This window comes from Pseudoxanthomonas suwonensis 11-1 (genome assembly GCF_000185965.1).
Classification (GTDB): domain Bacteria; phylum Pseudomonadota; class Gammaproteobacteria; order Xanthomonadales; family Xanthomonadaceae; genus Pseudoxanthomonas; species Pseudoxanthomonas suwonensis_A.
The window spans coordinates 1,157,854-1,172,362 of sequence record NC_014924.1; the positions used below are offsets into that span (position 1 = coordinate 1,157,854).

Genomic DNA, 14,509 nt, shown 5'->3' on the forward strand with positions numbered 1-14,509 from the left:
GCTGCGTGCGCACGTGGTGCGTCAGCCATGCCGGCGTGCCAGGCGATGCCAGAACGCAGGAAAAAACAGGCGAAAAAAAAGACCGCCGACACTGGGTCGGCGGTCTTGAATAATGGCGCGCCCGGAGAGATTCGAACTCCCGACCGCCTGGTTCGTAGCCAGGTACTCTATCCAGCTGAGCTACGGGCGCGCTGCTGAGGAGCGAAATTATGCGGATGTGAGGCGGGGCCGTCAACACCTTCTTTACGATGGTTCGCAAATTTTTTCCGCGAGGGCGGCGGCGACCGCCGCCGGGGTGCGCATCCAGCCGAAATGATCGGCGCGGACGCCCAGTGCAGCGTGGTCCATATGATGCACGTCCGCCTTCGAACGCGGCAGGTGGGCCAGCAGTCCGCGCAGCGACGAGGCCGGGCCCAGCCAGTCCTCGTCCATCGCCACCGCGACCACGGGTATCCGCAATGCAGCCATGCCGGCCTCGAGGTCGATGTCGGCACCGGCGGCGGCATAGCGCCCGCTGCGGCCCACGGCGGCCCAGTCCGCGATCAGGCTGTGGGCCTCGGTGCCGCCGAAGCCCAGGCGGCGTCCATGCAGCACTCCCTGGCGGCGTGCCAGCCAGGGCAGCAGGCGATAGGCCAGCGGCAGCAGCCAGCGCAATGGTGTGGGGAAGGTCTTCCAGTACGGCGTGCCGCTGGCGACCAGGGCGAGTCCGGCGATGCGTGCCGGCTGCAGTCCGGCGAAGCAGCAGGCCAGCTGGCCGCCCAGGCTGTGGCCGCCGATCCACGTCGGCACGTTGTTGGGTATCGCGGCCAGGCTGGCCGGCAGGTCGCGCGTCAGCAGCTCGGCGTAGCCCCAGTCCTGGGCGCGCGAAGGCCGCAGCGAACTGCTGCCATTGCCGCGCCATTCGTGCAGGTGCACGGCGATGCCGAGCCCGGCGAGCGCCTCGGCCAGTGGCAGGTAGTGGCGTGCGGCAACGCCCAGGGCCGGCAGCCACAGCAGGCGTGCGCGCGGTTCAGCAGGTGCTACGCTGGCCAGGGTCCAGCGGTGGGCGTCGCTCGCGGAAACGGACTGTTCGGACGTCCGGGACTGGCTCATCGACCGGGCTGGGAGGCGAAGTGGTCCAGCACCAGCACGTCGCCGCGGCCCGGGCGCGAGCCGGCGCGCAGCGCGGCATGCACGTAGTCGGTCGCATCGCTGCAGGCCTGGCGCAGCGACAGGCCCCGCGCGAGGTTGGCGGCCACGGCCGAGGCCAGGGTGCAGCCGGTGCCATGCGCCTCGCCCTGCAGGCGCGGATGCGCGGTGCGCTGCTCGCCTTCCGCATCGACCAGGATATCGACCACGTCGCCGCTGCCTGGCAGGTGACCGCCCTTCAGCAGCACGGCGCGGGCGCCAAGCGTGCGCAGTGCATGGGCCGCCTCGGCCATCGCGTCGAGGTCGGTGATCGGGCGGCCCAGCAGCAGTTCGGCCTCGGGCAGGTTGGGGGTGATCACCGTGGCCAGCGGCAGCAGCCGCGTGCGCAGCGCCTCCAGCGCATCGGCCTCGAGCAGGCGCGCGCCGCTGGTGGCGACCATCACCGGGTCCACCACCAGGTGCGGCGGACGATGCCGCTCCAGTGCGCGCGCGACGGCCTCGATCACCCCGGCGGTGGCGAGCATGCCCAGCTTCACCGCGCGGATGTCGAAGTCGTCGAAGCAGGCGTCGATCTGCGCCTCGAGGAAGTCCAGTGGCGGCACGTGCACCGCGGTGACACCGCGGGTGTGCTGGGCGGTGAGCGCGGCCAGCGCGGACAGGCCGTGCACGCCGTGCGCGGCGAATGCCTTGAGGTCGGCCTGGATGCCGGCGCCGCCGCCGGAGTCGGAGCCTGCGATGGTCAGTGCGGAGATGACGGATCGGGTCTGCATGCGGCCATTGTGCCGCGAGCGGCACGCGTCGTGGGGCTCAGCCCCTGGCGGCGACGATGGACTGCGCCAGCTGCACCGCCCGGTCGAAGTCCGAGGCCAGGTGCAGGTCGCCGGCGTCGCCGTGCAGGCCCATCTGGGCGATGACCCGGTTGGGCTGCTCCTGCAGTCCCGACAGCACCAGCACGATGCCCTCGCGCTGGCAGCGCTGGGCCAGCTTGCGCAGCGCGTGCACGCCGCTGGCGTCGATCACCGGCACCAGGCGCATGCGCAGGACCAGCACCTTCGGCTTCTCGAAGAACTGGTCGAGCAGGCTGTCCAGCCGGTTGGCCGCACCGAAGAACAGCGGCCCGCCGATCTGGTAGGCCTCGACTCCGCGCGGCAGGCGCTGGCGCTGCTGCTCGTCGCGCGTGCGGGCGCCGGCCTCGTCGAGGTCGTCGTCGGCGGTGCGCACGCCGGAGCGGATCTCCACCGCCTCGGACACGCGGTACATGAAGACGAACGCGGCCACGACCACGCCGGCCTCGATCGCCGCGGTGAGGTCGAAGAACACCGTCAGCAGGAAGGTCAGCAGCAGCACGATGCGGTCGCCCCACGGCGCCGACAGGGTGCTGCGGAAGTGCTCGTACTCGCTCATGTTCCAGGCCACCACCAGCAGCGCGGCGGCCAGCGCGGCCAGCGGCACGTAGCGCATCAGCGGTGCCAGCAGCAGCATGAAAAGCAGCAGGTAGCCGGCGTGCAGCATCCCCGACACCGGCGAGCGCGCCCCGGCGCGGATATTGGTCGCGGTACGCGCCAGGGCGCCGGTGGCCGGCAGTCCACCGAACAGCGCCGAGGCGGCGTTGGCCACGCCCTGCGCCACCAGCTCGCCGTTGGAGCGGTGGCGGCCGCCGGTCATGCCGTCGGCGACCACCGCCGACAGCAGCGACTCGACGCCGGCGAGGAAGGCGATGGTGAAGGCGCTGGGCAGCAGCTCGAAGGTGCGCTCGAAGGGGATGCGCGGGAAGTCGAACGCGGGCAGGGCCGTGGGCAGTTCGCCGAAGCGGCTGCCGATGGTATCGGTGGGCAGGGCGAACACCGTGGTCGCCGCCGTGCACACCAGCAGCGCGAGCAGGAAGCCCGGCCACTTCGGCTTCCAGTAACGCAGGCCGACGATCACCACCAGGCCGAGCACGGTCATGGCCACGGTGGCCGGCTGGGTGGTGGCGAAGTGTCGGGCGTAGGCGCTCCAGCGCTCGACGAATTCCGCCGGTACCTCCTCCATCTGCAGGCCCAGCGCATCCTTGACCTGCGAGGAGAAGATGCTCACCGCGATGCCGGCCGTGAAGCCGGTGATCACCGGCTGCGGCATGTATTTCATCAGCGTGCCCAGGCGCAGCAGCCCGGCGGCGATGAGCATCAGTCCGGCCAGAAGGGTGCACAGCACCAGGCCGCCGTAGCCGAATTTCTGGATGACCACGAACACGACCGGGATGAAGGCCGCGGTGGGGCCTCCGATCTGCACCCGCGAGCCGCCGAGGGCCGAGATCAGGAAGCCGGCGATGATCGCCGTATGCAGGCCTTTCTCCGGCGTGGTGCCGGAAGCGATCGCCAGGGCCATGGCCAGCGGCAGGGCGACGATGGCCACGGTCAGGCCGGCAAGCGCGTCCGCGCGCAGGTGCTGGAGGGTGTAACCCTCGCGCAGGGTGGTCCACAGCTTGGGTTCGAACTGCTGCAGGTAGGTGCGCAGCCGGGTGGCGTCCATTACCCCTCCCGTCGATGTTCCCGTTCCGGGGCGCCGCTGTCGTCGGGCGTGCTGCCCGGCTGGCGCAGCAGGCGCAGTGCATGGTTGCGGTAGATCACGTAGCCGATGCCGGTTGCGCCGGTCAGCGCGGCCGGGATCGCCAGGGCGTGGTAGCCGAACGCGCGGAAGCCCCAGGTGCCGAGGATACCGCCGCACAGGAAGCCGCTGATGATCAGGCCGCTGAGCGTCAGGCGTCGCATCGGCATCGGCAGCCCGCGCAGCAGGTGGCCCAGGCCGATGCCCAGGTCGGTGAACATGCCCGACAGGTGGGTGGTGCGCACGACCGCGCCGCTGTAGGTGGTGACCATCGCGTTCTGCAGGCCGCAGGCCATCGCCGCGAGCAGGGCGCCATTGAGCTGCTGGCGCTGGAACAGCGGGATCGCCGCCAGCAGCAGCGCCGCCTCCAGCGCCAGGGCCACGCCGTAGCGCCGACCCAGGCGCAGGGTGCTGTCCTGGATGATCAGTCCGCTGAGCACCGCGCCCAGGCTGAAGGCGATCAGCACCGCCCACAGGTGGCGCACGCTGCGCCAGTCGCCATCGGCCAGCGCGGTGCCCAGCTGGGTGGTGGTGCCGGTGACATGGCTGACCGCCATGTGCTCGAAGCCGAGGAAGCCCACCGCGTTCACCATGCCGGCGATACCGGCGAGGGAGATCGCGCCGACCCAGACCCAGCGTGGCAGTCGCGTGTTCATGCCCGCTCGCCGGCCCCTGCGTGCATCAGGCCCGATCCTTCAGGCGGACGCCGCGACCGCGGCCGGTGCTGGGTTGTTCGTCGCCGATCAGTTCCACGCCGGCGGCATTGAGCGCGCCGACCACCTTGGTCAGGCTGTCGACCACGCCGCGCACGGTGCCATCGCTGGCTTCCATGCGCTGGATGGTGGGCAGGGACACGCCGGCCAGCGCGGCCAGCCGGCGCTGGTCGATGCCAAGCAGGGCGCGGGCGGCGCGCATCTGGGCGGCGGTGATCATGGCTGGAATTGTCCTGCGCCAGCCATGGGTGTGCAAGTTTTACGCTTGCGTGGTGATGTTTGGAACATCACCAGGGGTGGCTCCAGGACAGGAACGCCAAGCTTCCGGCCTTCACCTCCAGCCCCTCTCCCCTCGGCGGAAGGGGAGAGGGGAGCAGAGCGCGCCGCGGTCAGAGCACCTCGGAAGCGAAGTCGGCCAGGCGCGAGCGCTCGCCACGGCGCAGGGTGATGTGGGCGCTGTGCGGCCAGTTCTTGAAGCGGTCCACCGCGTAGGTCAGGCCCGAGGTGGTCTCGGTCAGGTACGGGGTATCGATCTGCTCGACGTTGCCCAGGCAGACGATCTTGGTGCCAGGACCGGCGCGGGTGACCAGGGTCTTCATCTGCTTGGGCGTGAGGTTCTGCGCCTCGTCCAGGATCAGGTAGCGCGAGAGGAAGGTGCGGCCGCGCATGAAGTTCATCGAGCGGATCTTGATCCGCGAGGCGAGCAGGTCGTTGGTCGCTGCGCGGCCCCAGGCGCCGCCTTCCTGGTTGTGGGTGAGCACTTCCAGGTTGTCGGTCAGCGCGCCCATCCACGGGGTCATCTTCTCCTCCTCGGTGCCGGGCAGGAAGCCGATGTCCTCGCCGACGCTGACCGTGGCGCGGGTCATGATGATCTCGCGGTAGCGCTGCTGGTCCATGGTCTGCGCCAGGCCCGCGGCCAGCGCCAGCAGGGTCTTGCCGGTGCCGGCGGTGCCGAGCAGGGTGACGAAGTCGATCTCGGGGTCCATCAGCGCATTGAGCGCGAAGTTCTGCTCGCGGTTGCGCGCGGTGATGCCCCAGACCGCGTGCTGGCCGTGGCGGAAGTCGTCGACGATGCTCAGCACCGCGCGCCTGCCTTCGACCTTGGCCACGCGCAGCTCGACCTCGTCCTCGCCCGGCAGGTACAGGTACTGGTTGGGATGCCAGTCCTCGTCATCGGCCAGCTCCACCTCGTAGCTGGTGCGGCCGCGGTCGGACCAGGAGCGCAGGTCTGCGGAGTGGCGCTTCCAGAAGTCCTCCGGCAGCTCGGTGGCGCCGGTGAACAGCAGGCTGAAATCGTCCAGCGCGCGGTCGTTCTCGTAGTCCTCGGACACGATCCCGGCGATCGCCGCCTTGATCCGCAGGTTGATGTCCTTGGACACGAACACCACCGGGGTCTCCGGCGGGGTGACTTCCTTCAGCGCCAGGATCGCGCCGAGGATGGCGTTGTCCGGGATCACCGCGCCGAAGCTCTTGCCGGCCTCGAAATGGCTGGTCTGGAAGCGCAGCAGGCCGGCGGCGTGGCGGCCGCGCAGTTGCAGGCCGTTGGGCTGGGACAGCGGGATGCCCCGGTCCACGTTCTCCAGGCCGGCGCTCTCGACCAGGTCGTTGAGGAAGCGGCTGACCTGGCGCGCGTTGCGGCTGGCTTCGGACGTGCCCTTCTTGGCGTTGTCCAGCTCCTCGATCACCTGCATCGGCAGGTAGATGTCGTGCTCCTCGAACTTGAACAGCGCGGTGGGGTCGTGCATCAGCACGTTGGTGTCCAGCACGTAGATGCGCTTGCCTCGGGTCATCGTGGCTTCCTGGTGGGAGGGGCGGAACGGACGAGGACGGCGCCGCGGCCTTGTTCGCTTGGCGCCGGACAGGGGCGAGCCGTCGCGGCCTGCGATGCAGGGCGACGGGTGCGATGGAGGGATGGGTGGGTCACTTGCCGGCTTCGGCCTTCAGTGCGTCCAGCACGGCCTGGGCGTGGCCGGGGACCTTGACCCCGCGCCACTCGCGGACGATGTGGTGGTCGGGCGAGATGAGGAAGGTGCTGCGCACCACGCCCAGCACCTTGCGGCCGTACATGTTCTTCTCGTGGATCACATCGAAGGCGCGGCACAGGGCCTCGTCGCCGTCGCTCACGAGCGGGAACTGGAAGCCCTGCTTCGCACAGAAGTTGTCGTGCGACTTGACCGAGTCGCGCGACACGCCGAGCACGTCGGCGCCGAGCGCGGCGAATTCCGGCAGCAGGGCGTTGAAGTCCAGGCCCTCGGTGGTGCAGCCGGGCGTGCTGTCCTTCGGATAGAAGTACAGGACCAGCCAGCGGCCGGCGTAACCGGCGAGGGTGGCGGTGGTGCCGCCGGACAGGGCCAGCGGGAGCTTGAGGGTGGCGCGGTCGAGCTTGGCGGGTTTCATCGTGCCGGTCGTGCCCTCAGAACTTCATCGGGTCCATGATCGCGTCGAGGTTCAGGTGGTCGCAGAACTCGAGGAAGTCGTCGCGCAGCGCGGCGATGTGCATGTTCGCCGGCACGCCGATGGTCACCTGCGCCGAGAACATCTCCGCGCCGGTCTGCATCGCACGGTAACGGGTGCTCTGCAGGTTCTCGATGGTGATGCCCTGGCGGTCGAAGAAGTCGGCCAGCTGGAACAGGATGCCGGGCTTGTCCGCCGCCACGACCTCGACGATGTAGGGCAGCAGGTTGGACTGCACCTGCTTGGCGGCGGTGCGGTACCAGTTGAGCTTCAGGCCTTCCTCGCGCTCCAGGCGGCCGAGCATCGCCTCCAGCTTGGCCACCGCGTCCCACGAACCCATCGCCAGCGCCGTCATCGAAACGTCGCGACCGACCGTGGACAGGCGCGCGTCGACCAGGTTGCAGCCGCTGTCGGCGATCCGCCGGGTGACGGACAGCAGCGGCGACTCCGGATGCGTCGTATAGGCGTTGATCAGGAGGTGGTTTTCGTTCGGCGAAGGCCGCTGGGGGGTGTCGGTCAAGGAGGCTTCCGCGGGTTGCTGCATGCTGGAAAGGCGCGCCCGGGCAGGGTCGCGCCACCGGGGCCAGCATACTTGCCCGTGGTTTCGCGCCGCAAGTATGATCGGGCCTCCTTCAGGCGGCCCGCCGCGTGCACGCGCGCCGCAGAATCCAGAGCGAAACCGGCTTGCACCCCACCGGCCTGATCACCGCGCTCGCCACCCCCTTAGACGGTGGCGGAGCCCTCGACCTCGACGCCTGGCGACGCCTGCTGCAATGGCAGCTGGCTGCCGGCGTGCAGGGCATTGTCGTCGCCGGTTCCACCGGCGAAGCCTCGATGCTGGACGACAGCGAATACGACGCCCTGCTGCGGGTGGCGGTGGAAACCGTTGGCGGCAAGGTGGACGTGATCGCCGGCACCGGCCTGTCCGGCACCGCCGCTACCATCGCCCGCACCCGCCGCGCCGCTGCGGCGGGCGTCGAGGCCGCGCTGGTGGTGGCCCCGCCGTACGTGCGCCCGACCCAGGCCGGCCTGGTGGCCCATTACCGCGCGGTCGCCGACCGCGGCGGCCTGCCGGTGATCCTGTACAACGTGCCCGGCCGTACCGCCTGCGACATGCTGCCGGAGACGGTGGCCGAGCTGGCCGGCCACGACAATATCGTCGCGATCAAGGAAGCGGTGGCCGACCCGGACCGCATCCAGGCGCTGGTGGCCCTGTCCGGGCGCCATTTCACCGTGCTCAGCGGCGATGACGGCACTGCCGGCCGCTCGATGCTGGCCGGTGCCCAGGGCCTGGTCTCGGTCGGTTCCAACATCGCCCCGGCCGCCTACCGTCGGCTGTGCGACCTGGCCCGCGCCGGCGACGCCGCCGCGGCGGACGAGTGGGATGCCAGGCTGGCGCCGCTGCATGCGTTCTGCGGGGTCGAGCCGAACCCGATCCCGGTCAAGGCGCTGCTGCAGGCCGCCGGTTATGGCCAAGGCCTGCGCCTGCCGCTGGTCCAGCTGTCTGAACGCCACCACGACGAGGCCGCGCGCATGTCCGCGCTGGCCACGCAACTCGAAGCACACTGCCGCGGCGATACGCTTGCGGCCTGATCCAGAACTTCTCCGGAGAGCATTGCCGATGTCCCGTCATTCCCGTGTTGTGCGCACCACCGCGGCCTTGCTGCTGGGTTTCACCGCCGTCGCCACCCTCGGCGGCTGCAAGATGTTCAAGAAGGGTCCGCGCGGCGACTACGCGCTGGCCCAGGAGCAGCGTCCGCTGGAAGTCCCGCCGGACCTCAACCTGCCCGACACCTCCGGCGCCATGGCGGTGCCGTCGGCCACCGGCGGTCGTGCCGCGCTGCCGTCCGCCCCGGCCGACTCGCAGAGCGGCTTCACCGTCGCCGGCGCCCAGCGCGACCAGGTGTTCGAGCGCGTCGGCGCCGCGCTGGAGGCCATCGACGGCCTCACCATCGGCAACCGCGCCCAGCTGCTCGGCAGCTACGACGTGACCTACCAGGGCGAGGGCTTCCTGGTGCGCGTGGCCGCGGTGCAGGGCGGCGTCTACGTCTCGGCGGTCGATCCGCGCGGCGTCGCCGCCACCAGCCCGGCTGCGGTGCAGGTGGTCGGTTCGCTGCAGGCCGCGTTGGCCCGCTGAAGCCGGCACCCGGCATGGCGCGCCCCGGGGCGCGCCATGTCCCGGCCGGTTTCGCGCGTGTCGTGCATGGACCCGGCCCGTGCATCCCATCCGTTCGGGATGGGGCGCTATTGCTATCCCTCCCTTCGCAATTGCCGGTTGCTGGCCTTGCGCCCGCGGCTTTCGGCTACGTGCCCTGATGGTGTCGCACGCGGACACGCCGCGCCCGTATGGGGCGCGTGGTTCGGGTCGGTCGGGGTTGCCGCCAGCAATGGCTGGCCGGCGCGGGCGCTCAGCGCTCCAGGAACTTGAGCTTGTCGCCCTTGCCGTCCCACTCGGCGGCGTCCGGCAGCGGTTCCTTGCGCACGGTGATCACCGGCCAGGCGCGCGACAGTTCGGCATTGAGCGCGACGAAGCCTTCCTGGCCCGCCGGCACGTCATCCTCGGGATAGATCGCATTGGCCGGGCATTCCGGCTCGCACAGGGTGCAGTCGATGCACTCGTCCGGGTCGATCACCAGGAAGTTCGGGCCTTCGTGGAAACAGTCCACCGGGCACACCTCGACACAGTCGGTGTACTTGCACTTGATGCAGTTCTCGGTGACGACGAAAGGCATGGGTGGACCAGAAAGGCTGCGGGAAACGCGCCATTCTAATGCAGGCGCGGTCGCTCCGTCGCGCCGGATGCGCCGGTCAGCCGAAGCGCGCCCGTGCCAGCCGGTACATCCCGGCCGCGGCCAGCTCCTCGCGGTGGCGCAGGACGGTCCTGCCGTGCGCGGCCAGGGCCCGTGCGTAGCGGTCCAGCAGCGCGTCGTTGCCCAGCAGGTGCACCGGGCCGTCACCGGCGCTGGCCAGTGCCGGCGGCAGCTCGTGGCCGAGCAGCAGCCCGGACAGGTAGGAGGGAAGGGCCTCGGCGGGGAAGCGGTCGAACAGCGCCGCGGTGCGCACGCCGAACAGGTCGTGCAGCAGGCCGCCGCCGGCACGCGCCGCGGCCAGGCCGGCATCGAACGCGCGCGCATCCAGGATGGCAGGTTCGGTCTCCGGCATGCTCCGCGCCAGGATGCTGTGCCGGCGCAGCAGGCCGTACAGCTCGCCGGTCAGGGCGGTGGTGATGCGGGTGATGGCGCCGCCCTCGACCTGCACCCACTTGCTGTGGGTGCCGGGCAGGCACACGGTGTGGCTGCCGGGGCCGAGCTGCTCCAGCAGGCCGGTGACCTGGGTTTCCTCGCCGCGCATCACGTCCGCGGATTGGCCGCGGTGGTCGGCCATGCCCGGCACGCACCACAGGCTGCGTCCGGCCAGGGCCGGGACCGCGCCCGCCTGGCCGGCCATGTCGACCATGCCGGCGGCCAGCACATCGGTGCTGGCCGGGCAGGGCACGTAGGGCGCCTCGACCCAGCCGCCGCGTGCGCCGATCATGCCGGACAGCACGACCAGCGGATCCTTCCAGCCGGCGATCACGCCGGCGAGGGTCTCGCCATGGCGGCCGCTGCAGGCCAGCGCGCCGATGTCGCCGCGGCGCCGCTCCAGCACCCGGCCCGCCTCGTCCAGGCGATAGGCGCGCAGGTTGCTCCCGCCCCAGTCGATCGCGATCAAGCGGGCAGCTCCACCCTGCTTTCCGGCACGCCCAGCGGGCGCCCGAGCGGCAATGCATACAAGCCGCCGGACGTCGGCGCCTCGGCCAGTGCGTGCGCGTCCAGGCCCTCGGGCGAGGTGATGATGTAGAGCGTGTCCAGCGCCGCGCCGCCGATCGCGCAGCAGGAAGGCTGCGGCACCGGCAGCGGCACGCTGTACTCGACCTTGCCATCGGCGTCGAAGCGGACCACCCGGGCGCCACCCCAGCGCGCATTCCAGATCCTGCCCTCGGCATCCAGGCAGGAGCCATCGGGGGAGCCTTCGGCGGTGCCGGCCGGAACCACGGGGCGAGGCGCGCCGACCAGGGCGGCATCCGGGTCGTAATCGGCCTGGAGGATGGTGCCGGTCGGGGTGTCGCACCAGAACAGGGTGCGGCCGTCGGGCGAGAAGCAGATCGAGTTGGGGATGCCGATGCCGCCCATCGGCAGCCGGCGCAGGCCGTGTGCCGCCGAGTACTGGTACATCGAACCGGTCGGCGCGTGGCCCGGATTCTGGTTCATGGTGCCGAACACGAAATTGCCGTGGCGGTCGGCGCGGCCGTCGTTGCTGCGGTGGCCGGGCAGGGCGGGGTCGATGTCGGCCAGGTGGTGCAGTTGCAGTTCGCCGGGCGCATCGGCATCGACCTCGGCCTCGTGCAACGAGCTGGCAAGCACCAGCAGCAGGCGGTTGTCCTGGCCCAGGCCGATGCAGCCGGGGCGGTCGGGCAGGTCCCAGTGGCGGGTCAGGCCGTCGCCGGGGCGGTGCAGCCACAGCCGGCGCCCGTCGATGTCCACCCACAGCACGGACTGGCGGCGGTCACACCAGAGCACGCCTTCGCCATGCGAACACTTCGAATCAACGACCAGCTGCGGGATGCCTGCCATGGAGCTCCTTACCATTCGGCGATGCTGGAATCCGCATGCCGCCAGACCGGGTTGCGCCAGTCCGGCGGGTTGGCGTGCGCATGGCGCAGCCGTTCCTCGTCGACCTCGACCCCCAGGCCCGGGCGCGGCAGCGCTCGGATGTCGCCATTGTCGCAGCGGAAGTCGTCCTTGTTGAGCACGTAGTCGAGCAGGTCGGCACCCTGGTTGTAGTGGATGCCGATGCTCTGCTCCTGCAGCACCGCGTTGTGGGCGACGAAGTCCAGCTGCAGGCAGGCCGCCAGCGCCACCGGACCGAGCGGGCAGTGCGGTGCCAGGGCGACGTCGTAGGCCTCGGCCATGGCCGCGATCTTCAGGCATTCGGTAATGCCGCCGGCATGCGACAGGTCCGGCTGCAGGATGGCCAGGCCACCGGCTTCGAGCACGCGCTTGAACTCGAAGCGCGAATACATGCGCTCGCCGGCCGCCAGCGGGATCGAGGTCGAGGCGGCCAGGCGCGGGTAGTACTCGGCCTGTTCCGGCAACACCGGTTCCTCGACGAACAGCGGCTTGAACGGCTCAAGCTCGCGCAGCAGGAGCTTGGCCATCGGCGCGCCGACCCGGCCGTGGAAGTCCACGCCGAAGTCCACGCTGTCGCCGAAGGCCTCGCGTACCGCGGCGACCTTGGCCACGGCCTGGTCCACCGCGCGCGGGCTGTCGAGCAGCTTCAGCTCCTCGGTGCCGTTGAACTTGAAGGTGTCGAAGCCCAGCCCGCGGTAGCTGCGGATCTGATCGACCAGGTCGGCCGGACGGTCGCCGCCGACCCAGCGGTAGGTCTTCATGCGGTCGCGCACGCGGCCGCCAAGTAGTTCGTAGACCGGCACGCCCAGCGCCTTGCCCTTGATGTCCCACAGCGCCTGGTCGATGCCGGCGATGGCGCTCATCAGCACCGGGCCGCCGCGGTAGAAGCCGCCGCGGTACAGCGTCTGCCAGAGGTCGTTGATCCGCGACGGATCCTTGCCGACCACGTACTCGCCCAGTTCGTGCACCGCCGCCTCGACCGTGCGCGCGCGGCCTTCGACCACCGGCTCGCCCCAGCCGGTGATGCCTTCGTCGGTCTCGACCTTGAGGAACAGCCAGCGCGGCGCGGCGTGGTAGGTGGTGAGGCGGGTGATCTTCATCATGCGTGGTCCATGAAGGCCTGGCGGAACGCGCCTGCGTTCTGTCGCGTCGCTTCCGGCGACTGCCCTGGCCGGTAGAGCTCGCCGCCGGTGCCGGCACCGGTGCAGCCGGCGGCCAGCCATTCCGGCAGCGAGCCGGGAGTGATGCCGCCCACCGCGAACAGCGGCACGCTCGCCGGCAGCACCGCGCGCAGGGCGCGGATGTGGCCGGGGCCATAGGTGGCGGCGGGGAACAGCTTGAGCATGCTGGCGCCGGCATCCAGCGCGGCGAAGGCCTCGCTGGCGGTGGCGAACCCGGCCAGTACCTGCAGGCCGGCGTCGGCGGCGTGGCGGACCAGTGCCGGGTTGGTGTTGGGGGTGACGATGAAACGCGCACCGAGCTCGCGCAGCTGGTCGACCTGCGCCGGCCGAAGCACCGTGCCGCCGCCGATCCAGGCGCGTGCGCCATGCGCGCGCACGGCCTGGCCGATACTGGTGGCCCAGTCGGGCGAATTGAGCGGGATCTCGATCGCGTCGTAGCCCTCGTCCAGCAGCGCGTCGAAATGCGCGGGCGCCTGGTCGGGCGTGACGCCACGCAGGATCGCGACCAGGGGCAGGCGGAACGGCGATGGGGCTGCTGGCATGGAGGACTCCGCGGGTGCATGGCGCGACCTTGCGCACGATGCCAGTAAAGACTGGATCGGACAGGGGCGTTCACTGGCAGCGGCGGCCCGGCCGGTGGAGGTTGCCGGCGCGGTGCATTGCCGCATGCCTAGCCTTGCCCGGATGGGGTATGTTTGGAAATGAAATTTTCGATCCGATGTATTCCCGCTACATATAGGCATCGTTGATGAGCTACCCGCCCGCCGCTTCCCACTGGGCCAATCCAGCGCGGCTCAAGACCCGCCACCTGATGTTGCTGCTGCACCTGGACGAGCAGGGCTCGGTGCTGCGTGCGGCCGAGGCGGCACGGATGACCCAGCCGGCCGCGTCCAAGCTGCTGGCGGAGATCGAGGGCCTGTTGGGGGTGCCGCTGTTCGAACGCCATGCGCGCGGGGTGCAGCCGACCTGGTACGGCCAGGTGCTGATCCGGCGCGCGCGCAGCGCCCTGCTGGAGATCGGCCGTGCGCAGGAGGAGATCGCGGCACTGCGCGACGGGCGCATGGGCCAGGCCTCGATCGGCACCGTGGTCAATCCCGGGACCAACCTGGTGCCGGCGGCGGTGGCCGCGATCAAGCGCGAATTCCCCGACATCCTGGTGCGGATCGAGATGGACTACAGCCGGCCGCTGGTGGCGCGCCTGCTCGACGGCCAGCTCGACCTGGTGGTGGGGCGGATCATGGAGCCTTCCGGCGGCCAGGACCTGGAATTCGAGCCGCTGGCCGACGAGCCGCACTCGGTGATCGTGCGCGCCGACCATCCGCTGGCCGGCCGCTCGCGGCTGTCGCACGCGGACCTGGCCGCCTATGGCTGGATCCTGCCGCCGCCGGACAGCCTGCTGCGCGCGCGGCTGGAAACCATGTTCCTCGAGCACGGCCTGACGCCCCCCGCGAACGTGGTGGAGACATCGTCCCTGCCAGTCACCCTCAACCTGCTGCGCGCCAGCGACCTGCTCACCGCGCTGCCGGTGGAGGCGGTCTCGCCCTACCTGGCCGCGCGCCAGCTGGCCGTGCTACCGCTGGAACTCGGGGTGGGAATGGAGTCCTTCGGCATCATCCGCCGGCGCGGACACCTGCTTTCGCCTGCCGCGCAAAAGGTCCTGGAGGCGGTGCGCGCGGCAGCGGTGGAGCTGTACCCGCGCGGGGCGCGGCAGGTGTCCTGATCCAACCTCCCCGGGACGCGTCTGCGTCGCAGAAGGTGCTTGACCGGGGTCACATGG

16 protein-coding genes and 1 tRNA gene are annotated in these 14,509 nt (G+C 70.6%); 3 read left to right on the forward strand and 14 right to left on the reverse strand.

Going from position 1 to position 14,509, the window contains the following annotated elements; all coding sequences use genetic code 11:
• Positions 1–113: 113 nt before the first annotated feature.
• The 9 genes from PSESU_RS05125 to PSESU_RS05165 form a co-directional block, all read right to left on the reverse strand.
• Positions 114–190: transfer RNA gene (locus tag PSESU_RS05125), tRNA-Arg, on the reverse strand.
• Between the two features lie 53 nt (positions 191–243).
• Positions 244–1,092, reverse strand: coding sequence for an alpha/beta hydrolase family protein (locus tag PSESU_RS05130; RefSeq protein WP_013534705.1), 849 nt, complete (start codon positions 1,090–1,092; stop codon positions 244–246).
• Positions 1,089–1,898 (reverse strand): bifunctional hydroxymethylpyrimidine kinase/phosphomethylpyrimidine kinase, encoded by an 810-nt coding sequence (gene thiD, locus PSESU_RS05135; protein WP_013534706.1) that lies wholly within the window; start codon positions 1,896–1,898, stop codon positions 1,089–1,091. The genes PSESU_RS05130 and thiD overlap by 4 nt, the downstream gene beginning before the upstream one ends.
• Positions 1,899–1,935: 37 nt before the next feature.
• Positions 1,936–3,639, reverse strand: coding sequence for a SulP family inorganic anion transporter (locus tag PSESU_RS05140; RefSeq protein WP_013534707.1), 1,704 nt, complete (start codon positions 3,637–3,639; stop codon positions 1,936–1,938).
• Positions 3,639–4,370 (reverse strand): YoaK family protein, encoded by a 732-nt coding sequence (locus tag PSESU_RS05145; RefSeq protein ID WP_013534708.1) that lies wholly within the window; start codon positions 4,368–4,370, stop codon positions 3,639–3,641. Before PSESU_RS05145 ends, PSESU_RS05140 begins: the two co-directional genes overlap by 1 nt.
• A 25-nt stretch (positions 4,371–4,395) precedes the next feature.
• Positions 4,396–4,647 carry a helix-turn-helix domain-containing protein gene (locus tag PSESU_RS05150; protein ID WP_013534709.1) on the reverse strand — a complete coding sequence of 84 codons (252 nt, stop codon included), beginning with the start codon at positions 4,645–4,647 and terminating at the stop codon, positions 4,396–4,398.
• Between the two features lie 169 nt (positions 4,648–4,816).
• Positions 4,817–6,217: a PhoH family protein gene (locus PSESU_RS05155; RefSeq protein ID WP_013534710.1), complete on the reverse strand. Its 1,401-nt coding sequence runs from the start codon at positions 6,215–6,217 to the stop codon at positions 4,817–4,819.
• Positions 6,218–6,347: 130 nt separating this feature from the next.
• On the reverse strand, positions 6,348–6,824 hold the full coding sequence (locus tag PSESU_RS05160; RefSeq protein ID WP_013534711.1) for a peroxiredoxin: 477 nt from the start codon (positions 6,822–6,824) through the stop codon (positions 6,348–6,350).
• 16 nt (positions 6,825–6,840) lie between these two features.
• Positions 6,841–7,425, reverse strand: a complete 585-nt coding sequence (locus PSESU_RS05165) for a glycine cleavage system protein R (RefSeq protein ID WP_155942721.1) — start codon at positions 7,423–7,425, stop codon at positions 6,841–6,843.
• Between the two features lie 140 nt (positions 7,426–7,565).
• On the opposite strand from PSESU_RS05165, the gene dapA reads away from it, so the two are divergent.
• A complete protein-coding gene (gene dapA / locus PSESU_RS05170; RefSeq protein ID WP_041763874.1) occupies positions 7,566–8,474 on the forward strand; it encodes a 4-hydroxy-tetrahydrodipicolinate synthase in 909 nt (302 codons plus the stop codon).
• Between the two features lie 28 nt (positions 8,475–8,502).
• A complete protein-coding gene (locus tag PSESU_RS05175) occupies positions 8,503–9,018 on the forward strand; it encodes a hypothetical protein (protein WP_013534714.1) in 516 nt (171 codons plus the stop codon).
• Between the two features lie 271 nt (positions 9,019–9,289).
• On the opposite strand, the gene fdxA is transcribed toward PSESU_RS05175, so the two are convergent.
• The 5 genes from fdxA to PSESU_RS05200 all read right to left on the reverse strand — a co-directional run bounded on the left by fdxA (position 9,290) and on the right by PSESU_RS05200 (position 13,274).
• Positions 9,290–9,613 carry a ferredoxin FdxA gene (gene fdxA / locus PSESU_RS05180; protein ID WP_013534715.1) on the reverse strand — a complete coding sequence of 108 codons (324 nt, stop codon included), beginning with the start codon at positions 9,611–9,613 and terminating at the stop codon, positions 9,290–9,292.
• 76 nt (positions 9,614–9,689) lie between these two features.
• Positions 9,690–10,592 carry a 2-dehydro-3-deoxygalactonokinase gene (locus PSESU_RS05185; protein ID WP_013534716.1) on the reverse strand — a complete coding sequence of 301 codons (903 nt, stop codon included), beginning with the start codon at positions 10,590–10,592 and terminating at the stop codon, positions 9,690–9,692.
• Entirely contained in the window at positions 10,589–11,494 is a 906-nt protein-coding gene (locus tag PSESU_RS05190) for an SMP-30/gluconolactonase/LRE family protein (protein WP_013534717.1), read from the reverse strand. Before PSESU_RS05190 ends, PSESU_RS05185 begins: the two co-directional genes overlap by 4 nt.
• 8 nt (positions 11,495–11,502) lie before the next feature.
• Positions 11,503–12,651, reverse strand: coding sequence for a galactonate dehydratase (dgoD, locus tag PSESU_RS05195; RefSeq protein ID WP_041763877.1), 1,149 nt, complete (start codon positions 12,649–12,651; stop codon positions 11,503–11,505).
• A complete protein-coding gene (locus PSESU_RS05200; protein ID WP_013534719.1) occupies positions 12,651–13,274 on the reverse strand; it encodes a 2-dehydro-3-deoxy-6-phosphogalactonate aldolase in 624 nt (207 codons plus the stop codon). The genes dgoD and PSESU_RS05200 overlap by 1 nt, the downstream gene beginning before the upstream one ends.
• A gap of 206 nt (positions 13,275–13,480) precedes the next feature.
• On the opposite strand from PSESU_RS05200, the gene PSESU_RS05205 reads away from it, so the two are divergent.
• Positions 13,481–14,452: a LysR substrate-binding domain-containing protein gene (locus PSESU_RS05205; RefSeq protein ID WP_013534720.1), complete on the forward strand. Its 972-nt coding sequence runs from the start codon at positions 13,481–13,483 to the stop codon at positions 14,450–14,452.
• Positions 14,453–14,509: the final 57 nt, after the last annotated feature.